This window comes from Oribacterium sp. oral taxon 078 str. F0262 (assembly GCF_000160135.1).
Classification (GTDB): domain Bacteria; phylum Bacillota; class Clostridia; order Lachnospirales; family Lachnospiraceae; genus Oribacterium.
In genome coordinates this window covers 185,462-206,281 of the sequence record NZ_GG729933.1, presented here as the reverse complement: position 1 = coordinate 206,281, position 20,820 = coordinate 185,462, and the positions used below count along the sequence as shown (strand labels likewise).

General features: G+C 49.5%; 21 protein-coding genes. 2 read left to right on the top strand and 19 right to left on the bottom strand.

What is annotated here, in order from left to right:
• Positions 1 to 181: 181 nt before the first annotated feature.
• From GCWU000341_RS00905 to GCWU000341_RS00845, 14 genes are all read right to left on the bottom strand, one after another.
• Entirely contained in the window at positions 182 to 1,375 is a 1,194-nt protein-coding gene (locus GCWU000341_RS00905) for a type VII secretion protein EssB/YukC (protein ID WP_009213755.1), read from the bottom strand.
• On the bottom strand, positions 1,366 to 1,635 hold the full coding sequence (locus tag GCWU000341_RS00900) for a hypothetical protein (protein WP_009213754.1): 270 nt from the start codon (positions 1,633 to 1,635) through the stop codon (positions 1,366 to 1,368). Before GCWU000341_RS00900 ends, GCWU000341_RS00905 begins: the two co-directional genes overlap by 10 nt.
• A complete protein-coding gene (locus tag GCWU000341_RS00895) occupies positions 1,632 to 2,075 on the bottom strand; it encodes a hypothetical protein (protein WP_155812550.1) in 444 nt (147 codons plus the stop codon). Before GCWU000341_RS00895 ends, GCWU000341_RS00900 begins: the two co-directional genes overlap by 4 nt.
• Before the next feature lie 38 nt (positions 2,076 to 2,113).
• Complete coding sequence (locus GCWU000341_RS00890; protein WP_009213752.1) at positions 2,114 to 2,650, bottom strand: hypothetical protein; 537 nt, start codon at positions 2,648 to 2,650, stop codon at positions 2,114 to 2,116.
• Between the two features lie 73 nt (positions 2,651 to 2,723).
• A complete protein-coding gene (locus GCWU000341_RS00885; protein WP_155812549.1) occupies positions 2,724 to 3,161 on the bottom strand; it encodes a hypothetical protein in 438 nt (145 codons plus the stop codon).
• Positions 3,162 to 3,318: 157 nt separating this feature from the next.
• Positions 3,319 to 4,518, bottom strand: coding sequence for a hypothetical protein (locus GCWU000341_RS00880; protein ID WP_009213750.1), 1,200 nt, complete (start codon positions 4,516 to 4,518; stop codon positions 3,319 to 3,321).
• 445 nt (positions 4,519 to 4,963) lie between these two features.
• On the bottom strand, positions 4,964 to 5,218 hold the full coding sequence (locus tag GCWU000341_RS14295) for an IS630 family transposase (RefSeq protein WP_009213749.1): 255 nt from the start codon (positions 5,216 to 5,218) through the stop codon (positions 4,964 to 4,966).
• A gap of 371 nt (positions 5,219 to 5,589) precedes the next feature.
• Complete coding sequence (locus GCWU000341_RS00875; protein WP_009213748.1) at positions 5,590 to 8,709, bottom strand: RHS repeat-associated core domain-containing protein; 3,120 nt, start codon at positions 8,707 to 8,709, stop codon at positions 5,590 to 5,592.
• A complete protein-coding gene (locus tag GCWU000341_RS00870) occupies positions 8,648 to 10,882 on the bottom strand; it encodes a DUF6531 domain-containing protein (protein ID WP_009213747.1) in 2,235 nt (744 codons plus the stop codon). Before GCWU000341_RS00870 ends, GCWU000341_RS00875 begins: the two co-directional genes overlap by 62 nt.
• A gap of 82 nt (positions 10,883 to 10,964) precedes the next feature.
• Positions 10,965 to 11,255, bottom strand: a complete 291-nt coding sequence (locus GCWU000341_RS00865) for a hypothetical protein (RefSeq protein ID WP_009213746.1) — start codon at positions 11,253 to 11,255, stop codon at positions 10,965 to 10,967.
• A 41-nt stretch (positions 11,256 to 11,296) separates the two neighbouring features.
• Positions 11,297 to 11,662: a hypothetical protein gene (locus tag GCWU000341_RS00860; RefSeq protein ID WP_155812547.1), complete on the bottom strand. Its 366-nt coding sequence runs from the start codon at positions 11,660 to 11,662 to the stop codon at positions 11,297 to 11,299.
• Positions 11,649 to 12,029, bottom strand: coding sequence for a hypothetical protein (locus tag GCWU000341_RS00855; protein ID WP_155812545.1), 381 nt, complete (start codon positions 12,027 to 12,029; stop codon positions 11,649 to 11,651). The genes GCWU000341_RS00860 and GCWU000341_RS00855 overlap by 14 nt, the downstream gene beginning before the upstream one ends.
• 101 nt (positions 12,030 to 12,130) lie before the next feature.
• Complete coding sequence (locus GCWU000341_RS00850) at positions 12,131 to 12,439, bottom strand: WXG100 family type VII secretion target (RefSeq protein ID WP_155812543.1); 309 nt, start codon at positions 12,437 to 12,439, stop codon at positions 12,131 to 12,133.
• A gap of 157 nt (positions 12,440 to 12,596) precedes the next feature.
• The gene (locus tag GCWU000341_RS00845) at positions 12,597 to 14,756 is read right to left on the bottom strand and encodes a hypothetical protein (RefSeq protein WP_009213742.1); all 2,160 of its coding nucleotides are present in this window, start codon (positions 14,754 to 14,756) and stop codon (positions 12,597 to 12,599) included.
• A 558-nt stretch (positions 14,757 to 15,314) separates the two neighbouring features.
• Between GCWU000341_RS00845 and GCWU000341_RS00840 the strand changes: the two genes are divergently transcribed.
• A complete protein-coding gene (locus GCWU000341_RS00840) occupies positions 15,315 to 15,920 on the top strand; it encodes an RNA polymerase sigma factor (protein ID WP_040652832.1) in 606 nt (201 codons plus the stop codon).
• 157 nt (positions 15,921 to 16,077) lie between these two features.
• Entirely contained in the window at positions 16,078 to 16,752 is a 675-nt protein-coding gene (locus GCWU000341_RS00835; RefSeq protein ID WP_207635062.1) for a hypothetical protein, read from the top strand.
• A 229-nt stretch (positions 16,753 to 16,981) separates the two neighbouring features.
• Here GCWU000341_RS00835 and GCWU000341_RS00830 read toward each other — a convergent pair whose 3' ends face one another.
• From GCWU000341_RS00830 to GCWU000341_RS00800, 5 genes are all read right to left on the bottom strand, one after another.
• Positions 16,982 to 17,416, bottom strand: coding sequence for a hypothetical protein (locus tag GCWU000341_RS00830; RefSeq protein ID WP_009213738.1), 435 nt, complete (start codon positions 17,414 to 17,416; stop codon positions 16,982 to 16,984).
• Positions 17,410 to 17,832 (bottom strand): hypothetical protein, encoded by a 423-nt coding sequence (locus GCWU000341_RS00825; RefSeq protein ID WP_009213737.1) that lies wholly within the window; start codon positions 17,830 to 17,832, stop codon positions 17,410 to 17,412. Before GCWU000341_RS00825 ends, GCWU000341_RS00830 begins: the two co-directional genes overlap by 7 nt.
• Positions 17,833 to 18,317: 485 nt before the next feature.
• The gene (locus GCWU000341_RS00815) at positions 18,318 to 18,743 is read right to left on the bottom strand and encodes a hypothetical protein (RefSeq protein ID WP_009213735.1); all 426 of its coding nucleotides are present in this window, start codon (positions 18,741 to 18,743) and stop codon (positions 18,318 to 18,320) included.
• A gap of 257 nt (positions 18,744 to 19,000) precedes the next feature.
• The gene (locus tag GCWU000341_RS13365; RefSeq protein ID WP_081443109.1) at positions 19,001 to 19,474 is read right to left on the bottom strand and encodes an esterase/lipase family protein; all 474 of its coding nucleotides are present in this window, start codon (positions 19,472 to 19,474) and stop codon (positions 19,001 to 19,003) included.
• Between the two features lie 594 nt (positions 19,475 to 20,068).
• Positions 20,069 to 20,707, bottom strand: coding sequence for a helix-turn-helix domain-containing protein (locus tag GCWU000341_RS00800; protein ID WP_009213731.1), 639 nt, complete (start codon positions 20,705 to 20,707; stop codon positions 20,069 to 20,071).
• Between the last annotated feature and the right edge of the window lie 113 nt (positions 20,708 to 20,820).

The window sequence follows — 20,820 nt, the reverse complement described above, 5'->3', positions numbered from 1 at the left end:
CTCTTTCGAAAAGGCTGAGCCCTTCCCCGGAAATCATAGACGCCGGGACGTTCTCCCCGCTGTCCTTCTGATTTCAAAAGAAAATTACCTGCTCGGCCGAGCTTACTTTTCCATCTGTCAGCGTCACAAAAGCCGCGGGCAAAGCAGAAAAAGGCCCGACCGTCTGGGGAACTCTCTGCCGTTATGGGTGAGTCTGATCCGCCCCCTCTGCTAATGAAGACTCAGCGGATGACGGCAGCGTGCCCCGCTCCTCACTCTCTGCACGGTCATCTTGTTCCTCTCCGAGGATTCCCTCCGAGAGAGAGGAGATCCTGTCCGAAAGCTCCTTCAGCCGTTTTTCCTTCTCTTCCCCGGAAATCTTCTCGTTCAGCTCCAAAAGATATCTTTCCTTCAGAAGGGCATAGAGCAGGAGCTGATCCTCCGACATCTGCATCGCGAGATTCTCCGCCTCCGACAGCTTCGATCTCCCGTAATTGATCCAGTATTCCAAGAGCTTCGGATTCCCCCTTATGTCAAGTGCGGAAAGAATATTCCCCTTCTGCTCCTCACTGAGATTCTCGCTCTTCACATAGGAAAGCGCCAGGATATACCTCTGATACGGTTTCAGCCGCCTGAGGGATATCCCCGACAGATCATCGATGACTCCCACATAATCTGTCTGGAGATAAGCATATACCGCCTTGTCCACAGCCTTCTCATAAGGCCGCTGATAAAAAAGCTGATATGCAAAAAACAAAAGGAGGAAGAAGGAAAGTATGCCGCTTCCGAGCATCCCGAGCCGCCTCCTTTTTTCGCTTCTCCGATCTACCAGAATCTTATATCTTCGGATCTCCTCCGTTCTTCGCCGGTATTCTGTCTCCAGGATATCCCGGATCTCCCCCGGCGATCCGGCCTGCTCCACTTCCCGGAGAAAACCATGCTCCCGGAGAAGATCTCCGCCGCCTTGAAGAAAGTCCTCGTAACTGTACTTCTCCTGCAGGCTGTATCCGATGAGTGCCTGATATTCTTTTAGAAAACGCTCTTCCGCGCTCTCCTCCTCTTCCTCCGGGAGATCCCGAAAGAGGACATAGGCCCTGTGCCGGATATCAAAGTAAAGATTGTCCGGGGAAAGCGAAAAAGAGAGTCGGGAAAGAGACGAATAAAGCTCCGCGATATCCGAAAGAGCCGAAAGCCTCTCCTCATATCTCTCCTCCCGGATCAGACAAAAAGACCTCTTTCCAGAGATTTCATAGGAAAGTTCCACCTCCTCCGCATCCTCTATGAATTCTCCCGGCAGGAAGCCCGGCGCCCCAGACAGAATCCGGCGGTACTGAAAGCTGTCCCTTGCGCGAAGCTCCGCCTTTCGAAAGCTCAGCATTTTCTCCTTCAGCTCCATAGCTCTCCTCCAACCGGACTTTCATCTCGAAGCAGGATGATATCCCCATTATAAATCCCCGCCTCCCTCCAGCTTAAAAAGGGATTGATAAAACGCCTTCTCCTCAAGCTAAAAACCGGCCTCTCGAAGCTTCGGCATAATCCCTCCGCCTCTGACACCACCTCCAGAGTCCGTCGGATCTGCTGTGTGTCCTCCGCCTGGATATCAATCTCTCTCTCCCTCTCTCCCTGTAAGAAGCGAAGGCTTATGCTCTGTCTCATCTCCTCCTGTCCTTCCGTCCCCAAAATACCGATATTCCTGTACAGAGAAAAAAGAAAAGAAGCAGCATTCCGGGCAGGATAATAGCATCCGTCCCGCTATCCGATTGCTGCTTCATCTCCTCCTTTCGATAGGCCATCCCCTCCGATAAAAACAATCTCTCCCTCAGCTTCCGCTCCTTCTCATCCAGCTTTTTCCCGGGGAGAAAGCTAAGATCCTCCATCAATTCGCTCCTCCGGGCCGCCTCCTCTCTCTTTTTCTCCTCCTGAAGCTCGTGAATCCGATCGCTGAAAATCTCTATCCCATAGAGATCCGAAAGAGACGAATAGCTCTCTCTTCGCTCTTTCACGACAGAAGGATCCAAATGCAGCTCCGCCCCATAAAATTCCTCCGACTCCGGATTCTCGCTCTTCCTTCCCATCTCTGCTCTCGTTTCCGTCACTTCTTTATCCCCTGCCCTTCCCCAAAGAATAACCGCCTTCAAGTCAAGACACCAAATATCTCTAAAATGATAATCCCCTCACATACTGCTGTCAGAAGAGTGATCACCGTTAGAGTAAGGGTCTGTAGTATTAAATCCTTATTGATGACTTTGGTTCTCCTCATGAAATAAATCAACTCCCAGAGCCTCGCAATATCCAGACTCAGTACCAAGCCGACGGTCCAGAAGGAAGTTATCAGCGCAAAGTCCGCATTTTTTTTGCATATGAGATGCCGAATGATATAGACATAGCAAAACAATGCCGCACAGATACTATAGACCATGAGGATCAGATCCATAGCTGTTATCTGAAAATCTGTACCCATGTAGACGAGTCTTCGCAGGCTTTCGCTCGGCCAGGACAGGTAAATGCCGGTATCCCAGCTCCTTCCGAAGGGTTTTTCCCAGATATCCTGCCAGCTTTTCTCCCGTTTCCGTCTCCTCCAGTTCAGGAAGAGGTAGAGACCTATGGTGAGACTAAGGATCAGACCATATTTGAGGAAAAAATTGAATATCTTCGTCAGATTATACTCCATATTTCCTCCATCGATACCTATCAGTCTTCAAAGTGCCGCTCTATCTGCTTTACGCTGCTGCTTCCATCTGAATTCATTCATAATGATAGCGGAGCTCCGTATGCTTCAAGAGTATATTTCCCATGGTGACACCGGCAGAATATGTAACTGTAAAGCCAGGGAATATGATAAACATCCACTGAAAATGAAGCAGCCAATCCCTAATCTCGATCTCCTCTACACTGTAAAACTCCGAGGGATTGGACGGATTATATCTGACTTCTGCTCCTTCAAAGCTTCTCGTTCTCTCGAAGGAAAAGGACTGATGCCGATAGGTCTTCCCATTCAGCTCCATTTCATAGATCGGAAAGTAAAAAAAACTTCCTTTCATGGAGACACAGTCATATTCCACGACTGCCGCCGTATTTTCGGCTGTCACAGCGCTAAAATCGATCCGCATTAGCTTGATCTGCTTATTCAGGCACCAAAACACGCCTCCTACGATAATGATATAGCAAATGCACTCTTTCAAAAACCCATGTTTCCTTTCCATCTTATACCTTCAGTTTGTTATCGGGCAGGCCTTCCTCCGCTCAACTTAGATCAACGCAGCGGTCGATACCGCCGCTTTCCTCCTGATGATTTAAGCTCTGCTGTTCTTTGCGGTACCTTCCGACACCAGGCAGCAGTCAGAGAGGCTCGTCAGAAAACGATAAGGTCCTTCTGGAATTCAGCTTCCTGATGTATTTCCAGTCCTGCATCGGCAGCAACAGCTTCTCCGGAATAATCCGAAAACTCTTCTCCTTCTCATCCAGAAAAATATTGAGGATATACTCTCCCATCGGCATTTTCCTGAGAGAAACCGCTCTGCATGACTTAAAACATAAATTATGCAGCTCCCCATCCAGCACAAAGCACATACTGCATGACTCATGATTCTTTTGGATCTGCGCCAGACCCAGATAAACATAATCATCCTCAAAATATTCCAACTTTATTTTTTCTGCTGCCGCAATCCAAAACGCCCCTATAATCCCTATGCCGATAAAAAATAAGGTTTTTCCATCAAACAGAAAAATATCCAAAGCACGAATAAAATACAAAAGCATCACCACAAGGAGCGCCGCTGTTCCGCCTCTCAGCATTACTTCTGCTCTTATCTTTCTCGATAATTTCCCCAGAACTTTATTCAGCTTATCCGGATTTTTTTCTAATGCATGTTTCCATAAAAGACGGTTCAGCTGTTGTACTTCCTCTTCCCGTAAATCCCGCCTCCTCTGCTTATTGTCATCCTCTTTCCAATGATAATAACAATACGCATAATCCGGATCGGATAAGCTTCCCTCCGGACAGATTCCCGTCTCCCTCTCTATCCGGTGCATAAGCTCTCTCCACTCTCTTCTTGTAAGTAGGTTCATATCAAAGGAAATCTGACTGCCGTCGTCTATTTCAAATAAGATCTCATTGGGAGAATTGAACCTATTGTGATAAAAAAGTTCCAGAGGATGCCCCAGGATCTCTTTCGTCAGCCCGTAACGTTTCAGCCGGCACAAAGAAATTTCATCTCTTCTCATCTCGCATTCCCACTGTGGGTTTTTCTTGTCATAAAGGGAGCTCATCCGGTAAACTTTCATTTTTCCATCCTTTATATGAATGCCTTCCCACTTCGATGCGGAATGCAGCAGATATGCCAGACCGCCCCACACAAACACCGGGAAAGCGATACACAAAAGATATGCCAACAGCACGAACTCCCCGTCCTCGTAAAATGCCTGCGTCTCCGACATCGTCCACAAGAGCCAGCTCAGACCGATCCACAGAAACACCTTTTCCAGCAGTTTGTTCCCCTCTATCCCAAATATCACTTCGGAACTCTGAATTCTTTTCACGAAATCCTCCTAAAGATGATAGAATTTATCCGTTTTTGGCTTCTTGGATCCTCGGATCATATGGCAAACTGTTACTTCCATCAAAAACTAGGCCAAACAATCCCGCTCCTGATTCTCTCGATAAACCTCATCACTCTCAATATACTTGTATGGAAATTAGAATAAGATTCTATTTCCTCCCCCATGTCCATGAAGAGATAAAAACAAAGTCTCCCAGTATTGTAAATAAAAAATATACAGCCCTTTGCACGTCTGGATTATCTATTCTTTGGTAAGGGCGTGCTGTTTAAATCAATGGCAATAATTACTTATAAAATGAAAGCTTCTTATCCCCCCTCTCATTATGAGATCAAACAATTATCAACTGATATATTGAACAACTTTTGCTTCGTCCTTGGAGATTTCATCAAGTTTGTAGCTCCAGTGATAACCAACCGGAGCACGATTACTCCCTCTCGCAATGCAAATAGATCCGTTTCTTCAATTCTGTCTTAATCGAGACACGAATACCTTTCAGCATCTGCTTTGTCACCTTGCTAAAGAAACTTTCAATCAGATTGAGCCAATATCCATGTGTAGGCGTAAACACAAATCCAAATCGACCTTCCAACTTTGTCGCCAAATGGTTTTTTACTTCTTTCGATTTATGAGCAGAGTGATTATTACAGATTATCCAAATAACACCACCTTCCGGATACATAGCATCAAACTTATCCAGAAAGCCTTATGAAATCGGAGCTCTTATGTGTATCACTAACGAACAGAACCACAAGTCTCCTGTAAGCAAGCCAATCTCCGCAAGGAGAAATAATATCCCCAAACTTTTATACTCATAATCACAACATACACCGCCGTTTCCCATGGTTGGTCTAAGATCGTCTGTAGTTGTTGCGATTGCTTGGATACTAGACTTTTCATCGCACGATACTGTATGCACCATCAAGTCCTTCATCATGGATGATAATATTTCCATCCTGATCGAACCGCATAGATACTTGTTTATACACTACAAGTACATCATGCATTTTTGTGTCAAATTCCAGATCACAACACTCGCAATAATACTTGATCTCAATCTTGTATTGGGCATTTTGTGATATTAGAATTTGTCGCGATACAGCTTTGCTCCAACCTTTTTCCTGACGCATCACTTAATATACTTGTCGCCATCCCGCTAGACCACCCATATAGGTCAGAAAACCCCTCTAGCGCAGAGCCAGCCACTCTATACATAGGCTCCCCAGTAAATGCATTGAAGCCTGTTTGTGCTGCCAATCCAGCAAAACTACCTCCTATTAGGCCTTGGCTCACGCCTGCCAATACTGTGTTAAATGTTACTCTTTTAAAAGATTTCCTTTCCCTTATTTCTAAGTCGTTATTATTAAGCGCTTCCGCAATTCCATTTCCAACAACGCCTCCCATTCCATAACTTACATAGAAAGCCCGATTTAGAGATAAAGCCCTGGGCAAAATTGAAAGTTCCTTCAGAAAAGAAACACTTGAAGCGATGGCACCATTAGCCCACCCACTGATAAATCCATTCGTAAAACTTCCACTTCTAGTAATTTTATTGGCTGTTCCATTTAGTATCCCTACCGCCAAAGAAGTCAGGCCCATGGCCTGAATGGCACTTCCTGTCGCACCAGTAAATAATGCGAACCCAGTAGCAGTCCCAATAATCGGAGCGGCCATCGCAACCACTGAAAGCAAAGCTAATCCAATGGCTATTTCTGTTCTGTGGTCTACCACCAACTTCCCCACCTTGGAAAGTCCCTGCGAAATTCCCTCTCCGAGCTTTCGGAGGCTCGGAAGCTTGGGGAATGCCCCGTCGGGATCCACAAGCTCCAGCGGATTTCCCCAGCAATAGGTATAGCGGTTCAAGCTGAAGGGTGCGGAAAGGAATCCCCTCACAAGGTCCATTCCGTCGAAGCGCCCGGTCTCCGGGCGGTACTGTCTCGCCTGCGCATAATATGTCCCGGCGACTTCATCCCACAGATAGCCGGTAAAGCCGAAAGGCTGAGAGATTCCCTCTTTCCCTTCGCTCCGCCCCCATTCTCTTTCTGACTGGCCGCAGGCCATTCCAAACTCATCCCGACGATAGAGCGCCCGGTCCCTTCCCGTTTGGTCCGTCAGTCTCTCCACACTCCCAAGCGCATCGCTCAGGTAATAAAGCCCCTCCTTCCTCTCTCCTCTGTCGAGCAGAATAGCGGCTTCCTCTTCCTCATCATAGATATAATTCTGGCAGTGCAAAAGCGCAGGATTTCCTTCTATCTCTCCGCCTCCGCAGATCCTCTCCGTCTTTGCAAGGAGATTATGCCAGACTCTCGTCCCGTCGATGAGATAAGAGCTGCTTCTCCTCTGCCCGGATGGAAGCTTCTCCTCTCCCCGGATTCTCTGTCCCAAGCTGTTATAGCAGTAGCTTATGCTGCTCCCATCCGCATCCTCTGCTCCGCTCATCCTCCCGAAGCCGTCATAGCGATACCGCTTTTGGATGCGCCCCTGTCTCCGGATCTCCGTAAGCTTCCCCCGGTGATCGTAGAAATAGTCGGTCGCACCGCCGTCCTCCTCCCGCTCGGAGATCAGCTGATCCAACGCATTGTACTGATAAGCGGTCCTTCTCTCCCTTCCCGCGATCTGCTCCGTCTTTTCCGTCCGATTTCCGAAGCTGTCGTAACGGTAATTCCGAAGGCATACTCCATCCTTCTCCACACGGCACAGCCTGCCGAGCGCATCGTAGCGGTAGGAATAGATGCCGTTTTCCTCCTCTGCTCCCCTCCGGTAGCGTTCCTCCTCACTTCGGTTTCCCAGACGGTCATAGCGGAAACGGTAGGATTCTATCCTTTCCTCCCCTCTCATATGGAGAAGCTCTGTCAGCCGCCCCAGCCTGTCATAGCGATAGCTGCTGCGCATGCCGTCTCCATAGCGCTTTTCCGAAAGTCTACCCTCTTTTCCGTAGTGGTATTCGATCTTTTCCGTCCCGGAGGAGAGGGAGACCAATCTCCCCAGAGAATCATAGCGGTACACCGCCTCCGTGCCGTCCGGATAGCTTATGCTGCGTTTTCTTTCCTTCTCATCATAGGAATAAGAAAGCGTATCTCCAGCGGCATTCACCATCCTCCGAACTCTGCCCGCATCATCATAGTCCGCGTGCAGAGTCCCGCTCCAGTCCTCCGCCCTCATCAGATTCCCGTGCGCATCATAAAGGAAGCGGGCCTCAAGCTCCCCTCTCCCCGTATCTCCCTCTCTCTTTGCCCGGACAGCGCTCAGATTCCCATCTCTCCCGTAGGAAAAAGCAATGCGATGTCCCTCTGCATCGATCTTCTCCAGTAATCTCCCATAGCCGTCATAGCGGAAGCTTTCCTTCTCCCCCAGTGCATTCTCGATCTCCTCCACCTGTCCGGAGAGATTCCGGAGATAACGGGTTACACGGCTTTCCCGATTTCTCTTCCTGGCCCGCAAAAGCTCCGGATCAATCCCCGGAAGCTCCTCCACCACAGACTGCGCTGCGCCGTTCGCTCTTCCCTTCTGTCTGATTTCGACGAGTTGATCCATCGCATCATAACGATACTCTGTGAGTCCGCCGAGAGCATCTCTCACGGAGGCGAGTCTTCCGCTTTTCGTATATCCATAGCTTGTCTCCTGCCCCTCCGCATCGATTTGCTTTGTCACACGCCCCAGGGCATCATAACAAAATGTCTTCTTCTCCCCGTCCGGGGCTGTGATCTCTGTAATCCGGTTCAGGCAGTCATAATGATAGCGCAGGATCTCTCCCTCCCCGTCTGAGAGAGAGCTGAGATTCCCCTCTTTGTCGTAGCAAAAGCGCTCAAGCTGCCCGTCCGGGTATAAGATCTCCTTCAGTCTTCCGCCTCTTTCATAGGTATAGACTGTCTTATTCCCCTCCGAATCTGTGACACTGGCGATCTGCCCCAGGGCAGTGTAGCTGTAGCATGTCCTTCTCCCAAGGGCGTCTGTCTCCGACAGCAGCTGTCCCGCCGCATCATAGGTATAATGGCTTCCGCGCCCCTCCGAATCGACGATACTCTCCAAATTTCCGTCCGCATCGTATCTTTTTTCTGTCCTTCTCCCGAGAGGATCTATCATGGCTGTCTCCCGATCCAGAGCGTCGTACTCATAGCGGATCCTCTCCCCATAGGCTCCCCTCCTCCTCGGTTCGCATCCCGGTGGCATCATAGGCGTAGGAGAGCTCCGCGCCGTCCGGCAGCGTAAGTCTCGTGAGCCTTCCCGAGAGATCATAGTGGTAGCGGATCTTCCCTCCGTTAGGGCGGGTCTCCTCCCTCAACCTCCACATCTGATCATAATGATAGTCCGTCTCCTCTCCGTTCGGATCGATCCATTTGCTGAGCTGGTTTACAGAGTTGTACTTCAGCTCGCTCTTCGTTCCGTCGAAGTCAATCAGTGCACAGAGCTGCCCGTTTTCCGTGTAGCGGAAATACCGACTGTCTCCGGCGGCATTGGTCACGGCGCTGAGCTGTCCCGCTGCGTCATAACGATACTTCGTGCGGTTCCCGTTCCCGTCCTCACTCTCAATCCTTCGGTTCAGGCCGTCATAGCGGAAGCGCCGCCTCCCTCCGAACGCATCGCGAATTTCCGTCAAATTCCCTCTCTCATCATAAGAAAGTTCGGTCTCACTTCCGTCCATTTCCCGGATCCGTATCGGACGGTCCTCCCCGTCATAGGCGATCTCCCGGCTTCTTCCCAAAGCGTCGATACTCCGGATCAGTCTCCCCCTCGTATCATAGACATTGGTCTGGCGCCGTCTCCCGTTCAGACTGAACGCAAGAAGTCGATTCCCGCTGTCATAGGTGAAATTCAGTTTTTCCCGCTTTGCATTCACAATCTGTGTGATATTTCCGTGGTCATCGTAGCGGAAGCGCGTTCTTCTGCCTTTTCTGTCTGTCACGAGTGTCCTCTGCCGGAAGCGGTTATATTCATATCGCTCCGTGCCGTCTCGGTCCCGGATTTCTGTGGTGAGAAAATTTTCATCGTGAAGATAGGTCCTCTCATTTCCGTTTTGCTCTGTGAGAACCACCTCTCTCTTCTCCTCGCTGTAGCGGTAGCGCATCCTCCCGCCGTCTGGAAAGTCCTGCCTCGTAGTCCTCCCCTTCTCATCAAAATGATTCCGAACGGTGACGATACCGCTCCGGTTCGTGACCGCATCCATCCTTCCCGCTTCATCATAATGATAGCGGAAACGCTTTCCCAGAACATCCTCCACCTGAGAGAGACGACCGTCCCGATAGAAAAAGCGCACTGTCCTTCCCGCCTGATCGAAGAGTGCAGAAAGACGCGGATTCCCAGAACCCGCTTTCCCCCTGTTCTGATAACGGTATTCGAAAAAGCTTCCATTTCCGGTGGAGACTCTGTGGAGCCTTCCCTCACGGTAGGAAAAAAGGAGAGAGACTTTCCCCTGCTCCCGGATCTCGGAGATCCACCAGGATCTCCTCTCCTTCTTCCCTTCTTCCGGAAGAAAGACATATTCCAACCCCTCCGGAGTGCTATAGATATATTTGTGCTCTCCTTCTCCATCCCCGCAGGGAAGCCGCCGGAGCTTTCCTCTTCTTCCATAGCGGGGAAAATACTCTTCTCCCGACTTCTCCCAGACCTCTTCCTTCCCCTCCTCCATCCGCATCCGGAGGCATCCTCTCTCCTCCCGGATCGAAAGCTCGTAATTATGACTCCAACCAGTTCCGAGCACACCCTCCCTCACATCGGCCGCATTATAGGTCCTCTGAAAGTAAAGGGGGTACTGGCCTCCGATCGAGAGATCCTCCTTTTCATAGTAAAGGTTTCCCGTCGAGAGGTTCACGGGATCCGCGCTGCTCTCACAGACTCCCCTGTTCTCGCCGTTTAAGGAAGCAAGCTTTTCCCTCATTTCCTCCAGGGAGGCGCTGATTCCCTCTTGGAAATCGGACTGCAGCTTCTCGAGGATCCTTGTCATCTCCTCTATCCCGCCGGCCTCTGTTTCTCTGCCGATCATATCCTCCAAAGAGCTTACATAGGAGCTGATGTTCCTCATCCGATCTGCCGCGCTCCGGAGCTTTTCCGCCCCGGCTCTGTCATCGGGAAAGACCGATCCGATGAGAGCAGGAATCTTCTTCTGGAAAAGCTCCGCAGTCTCAAGATATCCTTCGTTCCGAATCGTATCGATCAGATCTGAGGCAAGTTGCCTCACCTCAGATCCATCGATCCCCTCCGGCAGGCGGGATGCCTGTTCCCGGACGGTCCGCAGGTTTCCATGGAACCAGCTGCTCAACTCCTCCGCCTTCTCCATAGCCTTTTTCCCGCGGCCAAGAAGCTCTGTCAGATCCTCTCGATCAAATGCCCGATCCCGCTCTGCCTCCATCTCTCTCCTCCTGTCTGTTTCTTGCGCTTTCCCTTGCCTTCCTATCCCTACTCTCTTCCTTCTCCCTGCTGCTTTTCTTCCCTCAGCTTATCTTGTCGGCGGAATAGATCCGATCCAACGCCCGGAACTGAGTCGACGCGCTCTCCAGATGTTTCCCAAGCTCCAGAAGAAGCTTACCGATCAAAAGTGCCGCTTCATGACTGCTCCGGATCGCCGGCTCAATCTCATTGACAAAGCGTCCCCGGGACTGCCGAAGACTCCCCTGTATCTCAGCCAGATGCTTCTCCCCCTCCTGCTCTAATCTACTCTTATAGATCTCCTGCAGCTTCGATACCGTCTCCGAAACTTTGCTGTGCTGAATCCTGATATTCATCTTGAGCTTCCCTCCAAATATCGCACCTCTCCCGCACTTTCCTATATGCTGTCATCCTCCGAAAGCTTTTCTCCATAATCCTTGAGATCGGTCTCTATCTCCAAGGCAGTTTCCCGGTATCGATCGAGCGCGGTCTGCAAATGATTCAAGATATTCACAGCAGCCATAGAGCTCAGATCTGCATGAAAACCGTCTTCCCCCTTCAGAAGCTCCCAAAGAGCGGACATCATATCTTCGATGGCCTTCTGCTCAGCTTCCTGCATCTCCTTTGTAAGAGTCTGCACCCGGCTGTACTCCCCCGCGCGGAGATTGACCTGCTCCTCCGCGGGCAGCAGACCACCGGAGGACAGTGCCATCCGGCTCACAATCGGAGTCCATGTATTTCCGTCCCGATTATAGTTCGTCATAAAGGGCATCTATCCTTTCCTGCAATTCATCCGCCTTGTCCTGAATCCTGTCGATCAGATCCTGCAATGCCTCCGTGAAATTCTCCGCCTCCCTGTTTTTTCCATCCATGTATTCCCGACACTGCACAAAGTCCTCCCGAAAGCGAGAGGCACAATTCCCCTCATTCCTGTTCAGGATCACTACATTATTCGTGATCTCTCTCCCCCTGAGCCCCATGGACTCCCTCTCCCACTCCTGTATCCTCGCGCTTTCCCGGTTTTTCTGGGTCTGCAGGGAATATCTCGCCATTTCACATTTTCTTTTTCTCCGGGTCAGATCCCGGATCTGCCGTAAAATCCGTCTTCTGCGGCGCTCTTCTCTATCCATGGGAAATCCCCCCCGATCCTGTCCCTGTTTCTGTCCCTTCGCGGCTGGGAGACCCCGAAAAAGGTCCCCCAAACCGCCGCAAAGAGCTTCTGAAAATGCTCTTAGCTGCTTACCTTCGAAGAAGAGTAGGACTGATCCAGAGCCTGCATATCTCTTGAATAATTCTCCACCTGCGTGCTCAGCTCATCCACCACCGTCGAGGTCTGCGTCACATTCTTCGCAAGCTTCTCATAATCCTCTCGAAACACCGGGCTCGCCGAAGCGGTCCAGTTATCGCACATGCCATTGACATCCGCACTCAGAGATGTCATCAGCTCACGAAGCTGCTCTGCCTTTGCCTTTGCATTCCTGGCCGTTGCCTCCAGCTCGGAATAGCTCATCGCCAGACGATCTCCACCACCTAATTGCATCTTCAATTCCTCCTTTCCCAAAATCCTGATCTCCTGCCCGGCTCTCCCGAAGGATGCCGAGACAGCTTTTTCTATATCTATAACTCCAAAAGCCGAACAGGAACAAAAGTGACTCGGCAGGCGGAGCTATATTCCTTTTATGAGAAGTCTGCTCTTTCTAAAGCTTTCTCCTTCTTTTCCGAAATCTCTTTCCAGCGAAAAAGATGCCTGCGGAAGCCGCGAGGCTTCCGATCGCGAGATAGAATGCGCCTTGGTGATGCTGCCCACTTTTTCGGCGATCCCCTCTTATCCCCCCATACTCAGGTTCTTCATCGCCGAGTCGCTGAAGCTTCACTGGATTTACCATAAAGTCATAGGCCTCGGTATGCTCCAGTGTTCCCAGCCTGGTATACGAAAGTTTTTCCGAAAACGCCTTCAAAATGATGCTGTTCTCCCGATGGGAGCGCTCTTTGGATTCCCTGATGGAATCGATCATCGAATCGATATTTTCTGCGCTCTTCGATTCCGCTTCCGACAGCGCACTCGATGCGGCATCCATGCAGCGCTCTGCCGCGTCACGGGCTCCCTCCTCGTATTTCATAGCCTCTTGCTCACGAAGCTCCATCGTGTGCTCTTCCTGCTCCCGCTCTTCTCGAAAGCTATGAACGGCGCTTTTTAAAGCTTCCCCCTCATGATATGAGAAACTCCCGGCCTCCCCTCCTTGTCCCTCCGTCAAGGAGCGAAGTCTCTCCCTCATCTCATCCAGCTTCTCCCTTTTTCGAGAGGATTCTCTCACAGCAGTCCGTCTCTCCCACCTCTGAACATGGCCCTCTCCTTCCTCCTCTTCCCCGGCAGAATGCACGGCAGAAAAAATGCTCTCCGCGGATTTTTGAAGGATGGAATCCTGCTTCAGGATAGGAGGCAGCGTGATTTCCTGTTTTGGAAGCTCTGCCGCATTCTGTGCGCTCAGCGTAAGGAATACATTTTGCTCCGGACTCCTCTCCGGATCCAACGCCCCTACGGCAGTCTTTAGAATCGTTTGACAAGGGAAAATCGGAAAAGGCGGAAGGGGCGTTCCATCCTCCAGATTCGAAGCGGTCGATATGGGTAATGCAGGAAAAGAATGCGCTTCCGGCCCCATCAATACGGAGGAGCTTGCGGGCGGGATCACACTTGGCGTAGAAGACTGAAGCTGATACAGCCACCGGGAGAGGGAGCTTTGGTAAATTTCAGAAGCCCGGCTCAGATCCCTTTGATTTTCATTCTGAATTCTTTGTAATTCCCTGTCCGCCTCTCTCTGATAAGAGAGATAGGATGCCTGATTTTCATCCCGGACGATCTCCTGCAGCTTCGGAAGGATTCGCCCGAGCTCCTCCCCGGCGATCCGCTGATCCTGCGCTCTTTGGTTCTCGAGGAGCTCCCGGAGCTTTTCTTTCACAAGCTCCCGCTCTTCCCTCCGGGCCTTCCGATCGGAATCAGAACGGCTCAGATCCTGTTCTTCCGCTGTGTTCCGCTCCTCATCCCTGTCAGTGTGCTCTATCTCCCTCTCCTCCATCCGATCCAGTGCATTCGAAATCTCCTTAAGAGCTCTGTCATAGTCCTCTCTGGCATCGAGAAAGCTTCGGACAGAACGCTCCAGATTTTCTGTCAGAAGCTCCCCCGCGGAGGATGCGAGATCAAGCGCCGGATAAAATTTTGCAGCCTTTTCTGTCTCCTCTGGAAATCCTAATTCCGAAACAGCAGGAGAAAACAACGGCTCCCAAAGCGGCTCCACCTCCAGGGAAAGGATGTCCTTCAGCTCCTTTTCGTCATTTTTCAGGATAATTTTGCTCTCATCCTGGGCCTCATGAAAATCTCGAAGAATTGCCCTCACGTAAAGATATGAGGTATTCGCATTTAAGCGGGACTGGAAATCCCTGAGCTCCAAAACGGTGTCCGCCTCCCTCTCAGGATCAAGGCTCGGGCTCAAAGCATAGCTGATCGTCGCCTTATCCGGTCTTTTGTTGATACTCTCGACCGATCGGGAAAAGCTTGCCGGAATCACAAGATAGGCAGCGAGACGGCCCTCCCGGATCCCATCCCTTGCCTCGGAAAGAGAAGTGCTGACATAACTCTTATCGTCATAATCGATCAAGGTCTTCGCATAGCAGATCTTCGCTGCTCCCTCTCCGACCCCCTCGTCCAGATTAACAACAGCGATTTTTCCACGAAAGGGCTTCAGCACAGATGACAAGTCTTCTGCGGGATACTGTCCTTTCCCTCCCAGGTAAAGTCCGAAGCTGAAGATAGAGAGAGCCAGAAAGGCCGCTGCAATTTTTCGATCCATCGCTCCCGCCATTCTGCCACCTCTCATCCTGTTGCTCTACAAAAAGTACTGTCAAATCATGAAATCGGCATTTTTCTGCTTTTAGACTAGCACTGTCTTCCCTTTCTGAATTGAATATTCTGTTGCAATTTTATTACAATAATATTTTATTTGAATTTTATTTTAATCATATATTTTATAGATAATATCTATATCTTTACCTCTCCCATGACCATCTATAAGAAGAGCATAAAGCTTTCGATCCATACTTTGTCTACCGGTCCGTCATGCGGAATATATCCCTTCCGATCAGGATCAAATCCGAAACGATGAGCAGCTGCTTTCCGCAGGAAACTAACGTGTATTTCGATATGCCCTATATCCCTCTTTGAGAATAAGAGCGTTGACTGTATCATCAAGATATTACAGTTTATAGAGAATAGAAAAAATGCTCTCTGCCTCTAAAAAATGAACCGAATTCCTCCCCCGGGGATCTTATTAACAGAGGCAGCAAAAAAACGCAGCAGGGAGGCAGGCTTTGACAGCGGAAAAGCCGCACAGCATATGAAGGAAGCACAAGGAGACCGCCTGATGATGACAGAGATAAAAGACTTCCGGCAGGAAGCGAAAAGAGAATTTTTCGATAGGGAAGCCTTTGACCGACTCTACGAGGAATATCATCTCCTGCTCTACCGAAGCGCCCGCCTCATGCTCGCAAATCCCCATGACGCGGAGGATGTGCTCCAGGAAACCTTCCTCGCGGCCTACCTGCATCGAAAGGAGCTCCGTGACCCCGCAAAGCTTCGAAGCTGGCTTTTTCGCATCATGGTGAATAAAGCGCACCGGATCGGGGCGAAATCTTCCCGCGAAACAGCCATAGAGGATATACGGGAATGGGTCGATCGGTATACGGGACCGCAATCCTCCGGGATGTCCGGGCTTGAGGACCTCCCCCGGCGGCTGGACATCCGGGATGCTCTTTTGGAGATGGAGGAAAAGCTGCGCACAGTCCTGGTTCTCTACTATTACGGAGAGATGTCCGTGAAGGAAATCGCGGGAATATGCGGCTGCTTCGAGGGAACTGTGAAATCACGGCTTCACAGAGGCCGAAAGGAGCTCCGAAAAATACTGGATCTTTCAGAGCCGGAAATGCAGCGGGCAGAAGAAGCAGAAAAGGAGGTCAAAAGCCATGCATAAAATCAACTCCGAAGGCGACTTTCTTTCGGATCAGAACATCAGGGAATCCCTCAAAGCCGCGGTCTCAGAATTCCGTCCCTCCGACCTTTGTAAGAGCCGGATCGATGCGTCTATCTCCTCTTTGCAGGACTCCGAAAAAAGAAAGGATGGCAAGCATATGAACAAGATGACAAAGGCCGCGGCGCTCATCGCCGCCTGCGCTCTGATCGGCGGAATGGGCGTCTTCGCCGCCGGAAAGATCACAGGGACCATGGTGAGCAGCTATTCTGATTATGACTACTGCCGCTACAGCGACCTGGAAAAAGCGGAGAAAAAGGCCGGATATCAAATCCAGGCTCCGGAAAAGCTCTCCGAGAGCTGCCCAATGGTCGGAATCCGGCTTCTGGAGATCTCTGACACCGATGACGATGGGAACAGCTACAACGATCGAAAGGGGATTGAGCTTGAATACCGGGCGGAAAACGGCAGAGGAGAAAGTCTGAGCCTCACCGCGGAGCCGATCCCGGCCGAAGCAAAGCCGCTCTCCGAGGAAGGCCCCTATCAGGAGGTGTGGGAGATCAACGGGCAGAAGGTCTATTATCTTAGAACAAGGACCCTGTTCCTCCCCCCGAATGAAAAGCCGAGCGAAGAGGAGAAAGCCTTGGAGAGAGACAACCCCTTCTTCCATATTAGCTATGGAAGCGAAAAAAGAGAGCAGATCGAAAGCAGCTCCCTCATCTTCCGTTCCGGCGCTGTCCAGTACACTCTTTTCGACTTCGGCGCCCATTTCAGCTCCGATGAGCTGCGCCAGTTTACCGAAAAGCTTCTGGAGGAGAAAAAGTCTATTTCATGACTTCCTCGACACTGACCTTTCGATCTTCTCTCAAGGAGAGAGAGACCGTATTAGCAGCGCGGCGATGGCGGCGCGAGCCGCCTCGCCGTTCATCCGAGCCTTAAACTCATCGGGGATCGGAGCACCGTGCATTACGCTCTTAAAAAAACGGAAGAAGTTTTCCGATTAAAGCTTCCTTTCCGCACCGAGATATCCATTTATCTCCCGGGATAGAGGAAAGTAGGAAATGTCAGTCCATCGGATGCATTTTCTCCCACTTCTCCATATTTTCCTTATATTTTTTCTTGAGCTTATCACACAGCCAAAAAATCATGTCAAGAATGAGCAGCCACACCGCCGCACGAACCGCAGTATCCAAAAATAATACCCCCAAAAAGCCGGAAAGAAAATTCAATTTGATCATGATATCGTTTATTGCATATATTGTAAAAGCAATTCCAATTACAGCATCTGCATACGCAAAAATCGCATAAGCGGAAGCCTTTATTTTAATTTGCTTTGCAACAGCAATCATAGTAAAGCATATGCATAATAGATAGGAAGCATACATTCCGAGTCTAAGCCACGGAAAATCCGATAAATTTATTATCCCTGCTGCTATGATATAAAGATACAGGGCGGATATTATTAGTGCAGCAAATGCTCTTCCCCAGTATTTCAGCATATTCCTTGCCTCTCTATGTTTTCTATGACCTTCCTTTTAAGTTTACTGCATAGCCACACGATCATGTTGAGAATAAACAGCCATACTGTTACACGAACTACGGTATTAAGAAGCAGTGCTCCCAGCATACTGAGGATAACGTCGGATTCTACAAATATATTGATTATCGCATATAGCGTAAATGCGGCAGCAAGCACAGCATCCGTACAGGCAAAAATAACATAGCCGGAGATATTCTCTTTACTTTGTTTAATAATAGCAATCATAAAAAAGCATATGCATAATATATACGAAATCTGCATTTCAAGTATAAACCACGGAAAATCCGACGGGTCCATCAACCTTGCAGCCACGGCATAGGAATGCAAAATGGATATCAGTAATAACACAAATGCTCTGCCCCAATATTTCAGCATGTCCTTCCCTTTCTGTCATAGATACCGAGTCCGAAGGATTCTCCTCTCTGATTTTTCTTCAAAGAGAGTAGAAATAAGAGTCCGAAGAAAACCAAATCCTAAAAAACCAGGTATCATGACCTTCCTCCCACACACTTTCCTATATTTTATCCTCCAGCGGAATCATGGCCCCATTAAACTTCTGGCGGAGAAAAAGTCTATTTCATGACTTCCTCGACACTGACCTTTCGATCCTCTCTCAAGGAGAGAGAGGCATCATCAACTGCGGCGATAGCGGCGCGGGCCGCCTCGCCGTTCATCAGAGCCTTAAACTCATCGGAGATCGGAGCACCGTGCAGTATGCTCTTAAAAAAACGGGAAAAATTTTCCGATTAAAGATTAAAGCTCCCTTTCCGCACTGAGATATCCATTTATCTCCTGGGATAGAGAAAAGTAGGAAATGTCAGTCCATCGAATGCATTTTCTCCCACTTCTCCATGTTTTCCCTATATTTCTTTTTGAAGCTTATCACACAGCCAAAAAATCATATCGAAGATAAACAGCCATGCCGCCGCACGAACCACGGTCCCCAGAAGCAGTGGACCCAAGAAACCAGAAGGAATATTAGTATCTATAAACATGTCATATAGTGCATACATCGTAATAACAGCCGCGAGTGCACCATCTGTACACGCAAAAATCAAATAAGCAGAGGCATTCACTTTAATTTCTTTGACAATAGCAATCATGATAAAGCATATACATAGGATATATAGCGATGGGATTATAAACAGCAGGCAGAAAATAGATACTTCTGAAAAAAATTCCGTGAAATCCGGCAGATCTATTACCTTCATCATACCAGCTTCTACACAAGTACACAAAATGGATATTGCTAATAAAGCAAGCGCCCTCCCCCAATATTTCAGCATGTCTTTCCCTTTCTGTCATAGACACCAAGCCCGAAAAATGATCCACTCAAGCTTCTCTTCAAAAAATATGAGGATGAACATAAAATTCGGGAGATCAATGAGTTTCTGAAAAGCCAAATATCATGATCCTCCCCTACTTTCTCCAATATCTTCATTCTCCGTCGGGAGCATGGCTCCGTTGATCAGGATATTCACGATATTGTCCAGAATACTGTTCCCCCTCTTGTCACGCAGGTGATCTGCTTCCGAGCTGAGCTTTACATGCTCTCCTTTGACGTATAAACAAAATCTATTCCTGACCTTTTCATCTTTACATAATCGAAGTCCCATGCTAGAGGAAAAAAAGGGGACTGTTCCGTCTCCGCAAGTTTTCTCTCTCTTCCATTTCCCAAGACTTCTTCTGTCAAGACTGCCTGAATCAGCTTGGGAGCTCCTTCATAGGGTGTTCCCAGGGTGATGATTTTCCCGATTTTAGAACGGATCGAACGGTCAATATACTTTACACTGTAGCTTCCTTTGCTCAAGGGAAGTGCGACATAGCCTGCATAGAACGCAGAGATTACAAGCCCTCCCATGGAATGCCCGATGAGGTCTACCTTTTCATATCTCTCCCTCTGGCAGAGTGTTTCGATAGATTCGGAGCTGCCAAAGGCCTGGAGGCCCGGCTTTGGGATTTTTTCCCTTCCTGAGAGCTCCTGTCTTTTATTTTCTGCGGTATTCGACAGAGACAATTCTCCGTTCTTCGAGGGTTTTCGGCTGGATATAGAGAGCTCCAAAAATGCACAGGGCGGGCTCCCCGGGTGGGATAGAAATCCTGAGCTTCCTGCCGCCCTGTGCAAAAGAAAGAATGGTTTTAAGCAATCGGGAAAGCGGCTTCCTCGCTCTCCGAAGATCTCGAGGAGACGCGCCCCGAAGCTCGGCCGGGAAGACGGAAAAACTCCGTCTGTCTTGGGACTTTCAGACTGTCCCGAAGGAAAGCCGATATCAAAAAACAAAGGGGAGAGCGGCAAAGGACCGGATGAAAAAGGACCGTACCGGAGACCCCGGCATTACGGATCGAAAAGCTTTAAAAAGCTTCCGGGAGATATCGGCTCCAAAAACTGCCGTCGACAGTGAAAAACGAATTCGTTGTCCCTAGTATAAGGGATGAGAAGAGCTAAAGCAAGTGCTGAGATTATTTTCGTGAAAACAGAGTTTTTTCGGGTATTTTACCATAGGAAAAGCACAATTTCTCTTCCGTAGTGGTAGATAATCACCGACAGCGGCACAGACGATAAGCCGATCTTACTTCAGACTGATATCCACCCTGACTGTTTTGAACTTTCTTACTTTTCTATCAGATCCTCCATGCTGCAGCCCAGTGTCTTTGCAATGCGGTACAATGTTTCCGCACCGGCCTTGTTGATGTCCTTTCGGCGCTGCTCATACATCTGGATGGAGCGGAGCGTTGAACCGGACTGCTCCGCAAGGGCGGCCTGTGTGCAGCCGTAGGCTCTGCGGATGCGTTTCAGATTGGTATCCTTGAAATGTTCCCTGATCCTTTCATCCGCAATGTCCGCGAATTTAGAAATATCAGCTTCATGGAGCGTATAGTACATTCTCTGAAGCTCATTAAAGGATAGTGCTTTGAATATTTCAGAATAGCTTCTCGCCGAATACCATTGGTAATAGGCCACGGCCCAGCCGATCCAGTATTCCCTTGAGCAGCCGAGCTTCCCCGCAGGCTCTGCGCCAAGGCTTTTTCCTGTAGTCTCAAGCATCACGTCCAAAGCAAGCTCTATCCCGCTTTTACCCGCAAGAACGGACGGCTCGCCGTTTTCCATGCGTCGGCTTATCGTGCTTGTGATAAAGAGCTTAACGAAATCCTCACCGGGTATTCCGCAGGCGTTCACAGCGTAGTCGAAGGCATCGCCCAAGGCGGCCTGTGCCTTACTCAGATAGATTTCTCGGTATGCGCGGGTCATCGTTCGCAACGCCTCCTCTCATGATATCCTGTATATACAGACCGTCCGCCTCTTCCTCAAAGAATATTCAGATAGGCCTGATTGGCATCGTCACCCCTTGCCTTCCGAAGGAC